The 7,581-nt window shown below is 69.6% G+C and carries 6 protein-coding genes; 5 read left to right on the plus strand and 1 reads right to left on the minus strand.

The annotated features are described in order from the left end of the window. On the minus strand, positions 1 to 2,583 hold a 2,583-nt coding region (locus ACFWFI_RS31420; RefSeq protein ID WP_387396747.1), incomplete at its 3' end, for a methylmalonyl-CoA mutase family protein. A 168-nt stretch (positions 2,584 to 2,751) separates the two neighbouring features. Between ACFWFI_RS31420 and ACFWFI_RS31425 the strand changes: the two genes are divergently transcribed. The 5 genes from ACFWFI_RS31425 to ACFWFI_RS31445 all read left to right on the plus strand — a co-directional run bounded on the left by ACFWFI_RS31425 (position 2,752) and on the right by ACFWFI_RS31445 (position 7,483). After that, positions 2,752 to 3,804, plus strand: a complete 1,053-nt coding sequence (locus ACFWFI_RS31425) for an alcohol dehydrogenase catalytic domain-containing protein (RefSeq protein WP_387396750.1) — start codon at positions 2,752 to 2,754, stop codon at positions 3,802 to 3,804. A gap of 115 nt (positions 3,805 to 3,919) precedes the next feature. Then, complete coding sequence (locus ACFWFI_RS31430; protein ID WP_387396752.1) at positions 3,920 to 4,708, plus strand: enoyl-CoA hydratase/isomerase family protein; 789 nt, start codon at positions 3,920 to 3,922, stop codon at positions 4,706 to 4,708. Between the two features lie 5 nt (positions 4,709 to 4,713). Further along, a complete protein-coding gene (locus tag ACFWFI_RS31435; protein ID WP_387396754.1) occupies positions 4,714 to 5,094 on the plus strand; it encodes a Zn-ribbon domain-containing OB-fold protein in 381 nt (126 codons plus the stop codon). Next, entirely contained in the window at positions 5,091 to 6,236 is a 1,146-nt protein-coding gene (locus tag ACFWFI_RS31440; RefSeq protein WP_387396756.1) for a thiolase family protein, read from the plus strand. The genes ACFWFI_RS31435 and ACFWFI_RS31440 overlap by 4 nt, the downstream gene beginning before the upstream one ends. A 44-nt stretch (positions 6,237 to 6,280) precedes the next feature. Then, entirely contained in the window at positions 6,281 to 7,483 is a 1,203-nt protein-coding gene (locus ACFWFI_RS31445) for an acyl-CoA dehydrogenase family protein (protein WP_387396758.1), read from the plus strand. Positions 7,484 to 7,581: the final 98 nt, after the last annotated feature.

The raw sequence follows: 7,581 nt of genomic DNA on the forward strand, positions 1-7,581 counted from the left end.
GGCGTGCAGCGAGCGGCCCGACGTCTGCACGTGGTACTTCAGCTTCTGGCTGCGTTCGTCGGCCCCGTAGCGGTCGCGCATCGCCACCGCCCAGATGCGGCGGGCCACCCGGCCGAGCACGGAGTACTCCGGGTCCATGCCGTTGGAGAAGAAGAAGGACAGGTTCGGGGCGAAGTCGTCGACGATCATGCCGCGCGCCAGATACGACTCGACGTACGTGAACCCGTTGGCGAGCGTGAAGGCGAGCTGACTGATCGGGTTGGCCCCGGCCTCCGCGATGTGGTACCCGGAGATGGAGACCGAGTAGAAGTTGCGTATGTCCTGCTCGATGAACCACTCCTGGATGTCGCCCATCATCCGCAGGCTGAACTCTGTCGAGAACAGACACGTGTTCTGTCCCTGGTCCTCCTTGAGGATGTCGGCCTGCACGGTGCCTCGTACATTGCGCAGTACCTCGGCCCGGATGTCACGCGTCTGCTCGGGGCCGGGTGCCTCGCCGTGCTCGACGGCGTACGCGTCGAGCCGGTGGTCGATGGCGGTGTTGAGGAAGAAGGCGAGGATCGTGGGTGCCGGGCCGTTGATCGTCATGGAGACGGAGGTGGTGGGCGCGACCAGGTCGAAGCCGTCGTACAGCGCCTTCATGTCCTCCAGCGTCGCCACCGATACGCCCGAGGTGCCGACCTTGCCGTAGATGTCGGGGCGCCGGTCGGGGTCGCGACCGTAGAGCGTGACGGAGTCGAAGGCCGTGGACAGACGGGTCGCATCGCTGTCCTGGGACAGAAGCTTGAAGCGTCGGTTCGTGCGGAACGGATCGCCCTCGCCGGCGAACATTCGCGCGGGGTCCTCGCCCTCCCGCTTGAAGGGGAACACCCCGGCCGTGAAGGGGAACGAGCCCGGAAGGTTCTCCGCACGCAGAAACCGCACCAGCTCCCCGTGGTCGGTGTAGCGCGGCAGAGCCACCCGCGGAATCCGGCTGCCCGACAGTGATACGCGCCCAAGGCGGGTGCGCAGCTCCCGGCCGCGCACGGTGAACACCAACTCCTCGCCGGAGTACGCCTCCACGGTCTCCGGCCACCGCTTCAGAACCCGGAGGGTGTCGCCGTCGAGTCGCTCCCGCGCCTTGGTGAGCAGCTGGTCGACATCGCCGGTCGGCGCCTGCTCGCCCGCCAGTTCGCCACGGACCGCGGTCAGCCGCTGCACACGTCGGGCGGCCTGGGCCTGGTCGACGGTGTGCGCATGATACGTCCGCACCGTCTCGGCGATGTCGGCCAGATAGCGCGCCCGGGACGGGGGTACGATCTGCGCCGCGCCGCTGGAGTGACGTACCGAGACTTCGGGCAGCGCGCCGGGACGGGTCCGCAGACCGCGTTCGCCGAGCAGATCGCGCAGACGCTGGTAGAGCGCGGTGACACCGTCGTCGTTGAACGTGGCGGCACTGGTGCCGAACACCGGCATGTCCTCGTGGCGGGAGCTGAACGCCGCGCGATTCCGCACGAGTTGGCGTCCGACGTCGCGCAGGGCGTCCATGGCGCCGCGCCGCTCGAACTTGTTGATGGTGACGACGTCCGCGAAGTCCAGCATGTCGATCTTCTCGAGCTGCGATGCCGCACCGAACTCGGGCGTCATGACGTACAGCGATACATCCGCGTACGGCACGATGGCCGCGTCTCCCTGGCCGATGCCGGGTGTTTCGACGATGACCAGGTCGTAGCCGGCCGCCTTGCAGGCCGTGATCGACTCGCCGAGCCCTTCGGGAAGTTCACTGCTGCCACGCGTGGCCAGAGACCGGAAGAAGATCCGCTCGCCGTCGAGGGAGTTCATCCGGATGCGGTCGCCGAGCAGGGCCCCGCCACCGCGACGGCGTGTCGGGTCGACGGCCAGCACGGCTATCCGCAGGGTGTCCCGCTGGTCGGTGCGGAGTCTGCGGACGAGCTCGTCGGTCAGCGAGGACTTGCCGGAACCGCCGGTGCCGGTGATGCCGAGGACCGGCACCTGGCGCGCCGCGGCCGCCTTCTCCAACGCACGCAGATCCGCGGCCGGCAGCGACCCGGCTGCGGCTCCCGACAACAGCCGTGCCAGCGCCGGGCGTTCCCCCGCGAGCACCCGCCCGACGTCAGCGGGCGCCTCCTCCCACTGCGCGGTGTCGCACGCCTCGATCATGGCCTGGATCATGCCGACCAGGCCGAGGCGCTGTCCGTCCTGCGGTGAGAAGATGTGTACCCCGCCCCGCGACAGCCGCTCGATCTCCTCGGGCACGATCACCCCGCCGCCACCGCCGAACACGCGCACATGTCCGGCGCCGCGCTCTCGCAGCAGCTCCACCAGGTACTCGAAGTATTCGATGTGGCCGCCCTGATAGGAGCTGACGGCCACGCCCTGCACATCCTCCTCCAGTGCGGCGTCCACCACCTCGCTCACGGAGCGGTTGTGCCCGAGGTGGATCACCTCCGCGCCCTGGGCCTGCAGGATGCGCCGCATGATGTTGATCGAGGCGTCATGACCGTCGAAGAGGCTCGAGGCGGTCACGAAGCGGACGGGATGCTGAGCGCGGTACGACCGCGCCGCTACGTCGCCGGCGGACATGTGCACTCCAGACTGCCCCCTCTCGCGTCGACAGGGGGCGGGTACGGGATTGACGGACCCTTTCGATGCTGAACCGAAGTAGGTGCAAGTCTCAAGATAGCTGTTGAAGTCAATTCAGTTCAGTGGCAGTCTCGATGGTGTCCCAGGAAGCGAGTCCGAGGAGGAGCGATGCTGGCCGCCAGGCTGTACGGAGCCAAGGATCTGCGGATCGAGGAGATGCCCGAACCCGAGCCGGGTCCTGGGGAGGTGAAGATCCGTGTGGCGTTCGCGGGGATCTGCGGCACTGACGTGCACGAGTACTTCGAGACGCCCCGGGCCACGCACGAGCCCAACCCGCTGACCGGTGCCACGTTGCCGCAGACCTTGGGGCACGAGTTCGCCGGGACCGTGGTGGGCTGCGGTGCCGGGGTCGACCGCGTCGCGCCCGGCGCCCGGGTCTGCGTGCGGCCGATCCGCACCTGCGGGGTGTGTCCGCGTTGCACGTCGGGACTGTCCCACCTGTGCACGGCCCTGGCGGCGATCGGGGTGACCTCGCCCGGCGGCGGACTCGCCCAGTACGTGGTGGTGCCGGCCGACGCCGTGCATCAGCTGTCCGACGGGGTCTCGCTGGAACAGGGTGCTCTGGTCGAGCCCATGGCGGTGGCTCTGAATGCCGTGGAGCGGGCCCATGTGCCCCGCGGCGGCACCGCGTTGGTGACCGGCGCGGGCGCGGTCGGCATGGGTGCGCTGTTCGCGCTCAAGGCGCGCGGCGTCGACGACGTGCTCGTGGTGGAGCCCTCGCCGTCCCGGCGTGCGGCGGCCGCGCGGCACGGCGCCCGCGTACTCGACCCGGTCACGGCGGACGTGGTCGGGGAAGTGGCGCGCCACACCGGGGGCAGAGGTGTGGACGCCGCCATCGAGTGCTCGGGGCGGCAGGAGGCGCTGAACGCCGCCATCCGCTCCCTCGCCGCCCAGGCGCCCGTCGTCATGGTGGCGCTGTACTCGGGCCCGGTAACCATCGACGCCTCAGTGGTCCGCCTGGCCGAACTCGCGCTGCTCGGCTGCGAGGCGTACCCCGACGGTGTCTTCGAGCGGGTCATCGAGCACATGGCCGCCGGGCGTTACCCGACGGACGGCTGGCTCGACCACATCCCCCTCACCGGCACCGTCGCGGGGCTGTACGACGTCCGCGACGGCCGCCGGCTCAAGGTCCTCGTGGACATCCCGGCCGTCGGGGGCTGACACGCGGCAAGGCGGAGCTGGTCTCCTGAAGCAACTTCAATCAGAGGGTTGACAGAGGATCACCAGCTGCGCAGACTCGTAATGAATTCAGTTCAGTTTGACGGAGGGATCAGAGATGGCAGTGGAAGACGAGATCCAGTTCGAGCGTGACGGCCATGTCGCCCGCGTCTGGCTCAACCGCCCTTGGAAGAAGAACTGCGTCACGGTGCCGATCCTGGACCGGCTCGACGAGATCATCACCGAGGTCGACGAGGACCCCGAGCTGCGGGTCCTGGTGTTCCGTGGACGCGGCGGCACCTTTTGCTCGGGCTTCGACCTCGACAGCCTGAAGGCTGAGTACGTCGGCAAGTCGAACGCCATCGACGTAGCGGTGAAGTCCGCGAAGGTGTGTGACCGCCTCTACTCGATGAAGACCCCTTCGGTCGCAGTCCTCGAGGGTCATGTCACCGCCGGCGGCTTCGAGATCATGATCTCCTGCGACTTCGCGATCGCCGCGGACGACGCCAAGATCGGCGACTTCCACATCCGCCGCGCGCTCTTCGGCGGTGCAGGACCGATCTACCGGGTGCCGCGCATGATCGGAATCCGCAAGACCAAGGAGCTGATGCTCACCGGGAAGCTGCTGTCCGGCATCGAGGCCACCGAGTTCGGCCTGATCAACGACCACGCGCCGGCCGAGAAGCTGGACGAGACGGTCGAGGAGTTCATCTCCCACCTCACCGACAAGAGCCCGTTCACCATGTGGCTCACCAAGATGACGATCGACCGGAGCCTGGACGCCGACACCCAGTCGCTGATGGTGATGGAGCACCTTGCCGTGGGCGTGGCGCTCAACTCCGAGGACGCCAACGAGGGTGTCTCGGCGTTCCTGGAGAAGCGCGAGCCGAAGTGGCAGGGGCGCTGATCCGGATGACCACGGTTCCGCGGAGTCCGGCCGCCGGGCTCCAGGGCTCACGCTGCTCCGGCTGCTCGGCGGCGGCCTACCCCGCGGACGACGCATGCTCGCGCTGCGGGGGACGGGCCGAACCGGCCGGTCTCAAGGGCGCGGGCACGCTGTGGACCTGGACGGTGCAGCGGTACGCGCCCAAGTCCCCGCCCTACGAGGCCCCGCCCGGTGGCTTCGAGCCCTTCGCGGTCGGCTACGTCGAGTTGGCGGAAGGAGTACGGGTGGCAGCCGTTCTCGAGGTCGACGACCTCGACGACATCCGGATCGGCATGCCCATGGCGGTGACCGCGGGGCAGGGTGTCCCGCGGGCCCGGCCCGCAACCGAGGCAGAGGAGGGGTCATGAGCACCGACGTCCTGATCTGCGGCGCAGGGCGCACGCCGTTCGGCCGGTCGGAGGCAAGTGGCAGGCAGCTGGCCGTCGGTGCGGTGAGGGCGGCGCTGGCGGACGCAGGGATCGAGTGGTCCCGGGTACGGGCCGCGTTCGGGGGCAGTGACAGCGCCGGTCTCGCCGACACCTTGGTGTCCCGACTGGGCCTGACGGGACTGCCGTTCGTGAACGTGAAGAACGGCTGCGCGACCGGCGGCAGCGCGCTGATCTCCGCGGTGAACGCGATCCGCGCCGGCATGGCGGACGTCGTGCTCGCGGTCGGTTTCGACAAGCACCCGCGCGGCGCCTTTGATCCGAGACCCGAGGACTGGGGCCTGGGGGCGGAGTACGGGAACGACGGGCTGATGGTCACCACGCAGTTCTTCGGCATGAAGATCCAGCGCTACATGCACGACCACGGGATTACCCCGGGGACGCTCGCCCGGGTCGCCGAGAAGGCTTACCGCAACGGCGGCCTGACCCCGGAGGCATGGCGGCGCAAGCCGGTGTCCGCCGAGGAGATACTCGAATCCGGCATGGTGAGTGATCCACTGACCCGCTTCATGTTCTGCTCCCCGGGGGCGGGCGCGGCCGCGTTGGTGCTCTGCTCTCCCGAGGTCGCCCGCACCCTCGACGGCCCCTCTGTCGCCCTGCGCTCGGCGGCCGTACGCACCCGGCGCTTCGGGTCGTTCGAGGTGTTCAGCCCGTGGATCCCCGGGGGCGAGCTGACCAGCGTCAGCCGCGATGCCTCGGCCGCCGCCTTCGAGGACGCGGGGGTCGCCCCGGCCGACGTCGATGTCTGCCAGCTGCAGGACACCGAGAGTGGCGCCGAGGTCATGCACATGGCGGAGTGCGGCTTCTGTGCGGACGGCGAGCAGGAACAGCTGATCGCGTCGGGTGCCACGGAGATCGGCGGCGCGTTGCCGGTCAACACCGACGGCGGCTGCATCGCCAACGGCGAGCCCATCGGCGCCTCGGGGCTGCGCCAGGTCTACGAAGTCGTCCAGCAGCTGCGCGGCCGGGCCGGCGAACGCCAGGTTCCCGGCGAGCCCAGGGTCGGCTTCACACATGTCTACGGTGCCCCGGGCGTCAGCGCATGCACGGTGCTGTCCCGCTGAACGCACGACCGGCATCGCCCCGCTGAACGGAGGTGGAGGAACAGATGAGTGGTCCCCCGGAACCCGAGGAGTTCCGCGCACAGGTCCGGACGTGGCTCGCCACGGTCGCCCGGCCCCGGACATCCGACGGGGAGTGGGGCATCGGCTCCGACTCCGTCGCCGTGTTCGAGAACCGGACCGAGGAGCAGGAGCGCGAGCACACCGCCCGCACCCAGGAGTGGGAACGCACGCGCTACGACCAGGGGTGGGGGGCGCTCAACTGGCAGGCGGAGTACGGGGGTCGCGGCCTGCCCGCGTACTACGAGCAGCTCTACCGCTCCGAGGAAGCGGCTTTCGACGTGCCGCACCGTACCGAGATCTTCCCGGTGACACAGCAGCTCGTCGCCCCGGCGATCGGAATCTGGGGCACAGAGGAGCAGAAGAAGCGCTGGCTGAGCCCCATGCTGCGCACCGACGAGCTGGCCTGTCAGCTCTTCTCGGAGACCGAGGCGGGCTCCGACCTCGCCGCGGTGCGGACGAAGGCGGTGCGCGACGGTGACAACTGGGTGCTGGACGGGCACAAGGTCTGGACCTCCGGGGCGACTGTCGCGACCTGGGGTGTAGCGGTGTGTCGCACCGACCCCGACGTACGCAAGCACGCCGGCATCACCGTGTTCCTCGTGCGGATGGACGCGCCCGGTGTCACTGTGCGGCCCATCCAGCAGATGACCGGCGGCGCCAGCTTCAACGAGGTCTACCTCGACGGCGTGGTCGTGCCCGACAGCGACCGGCTCGGACCGGTCGGCGAGGGCTGGCGGGTCACCCTCAGTGTGCTGGCCGCGGAGCGCCTCGACTCCGGCAACCTCGGCCTGGAAAACGCCGACCGGGCACTGGAGCTGGCCAGGAACCTGCCCCGCCCGCTCACCGGCAGCGAGCAGCAGCAGGCCGCCGACCTCTACGTGCGCGCCCTGGTGCAACGGCTCATCGGGCTGCGCGTGACCGGCGCCCTCGTCGCCGGACGCGAACCCGGCGCGGAAGCCTCGGTCGGCAAGCTGTACGCCACCGGGACCATGCGGCGCACCAGCGATCTGGTGTCCGAACTGCTCGGCCCGCGCCTCGTCGCGGACACGGGGGAGTGGGGCACCTACGCCTGGACGGAACACCTGCTCGGAGCGCCCGGCTACAGCATCGCCGGCGGCACCGACGAGATCCAGCACAACATCCTCGCCGAGCGTGTGCTCGGCCTGCCGAAGGAGCCCTCCCGTTGAGCACGGCGACCCAGGTGACGGAGCTGGCCGCACGGGTCCGCGACCGCCTCGGCATCCTGCACCCCGGCTCCCCGATCGGGGAGTTGAAGACCCTGCCG

It is taken from the genome of Streptomyces sp. NPDC060209, from assembly GCF_042728155.1.
Classification (GTDB): Bacteria; Actinomycetota; Actinomycetes; order Streptomycetales; family Streptomycetaceae; genus Streptomyces.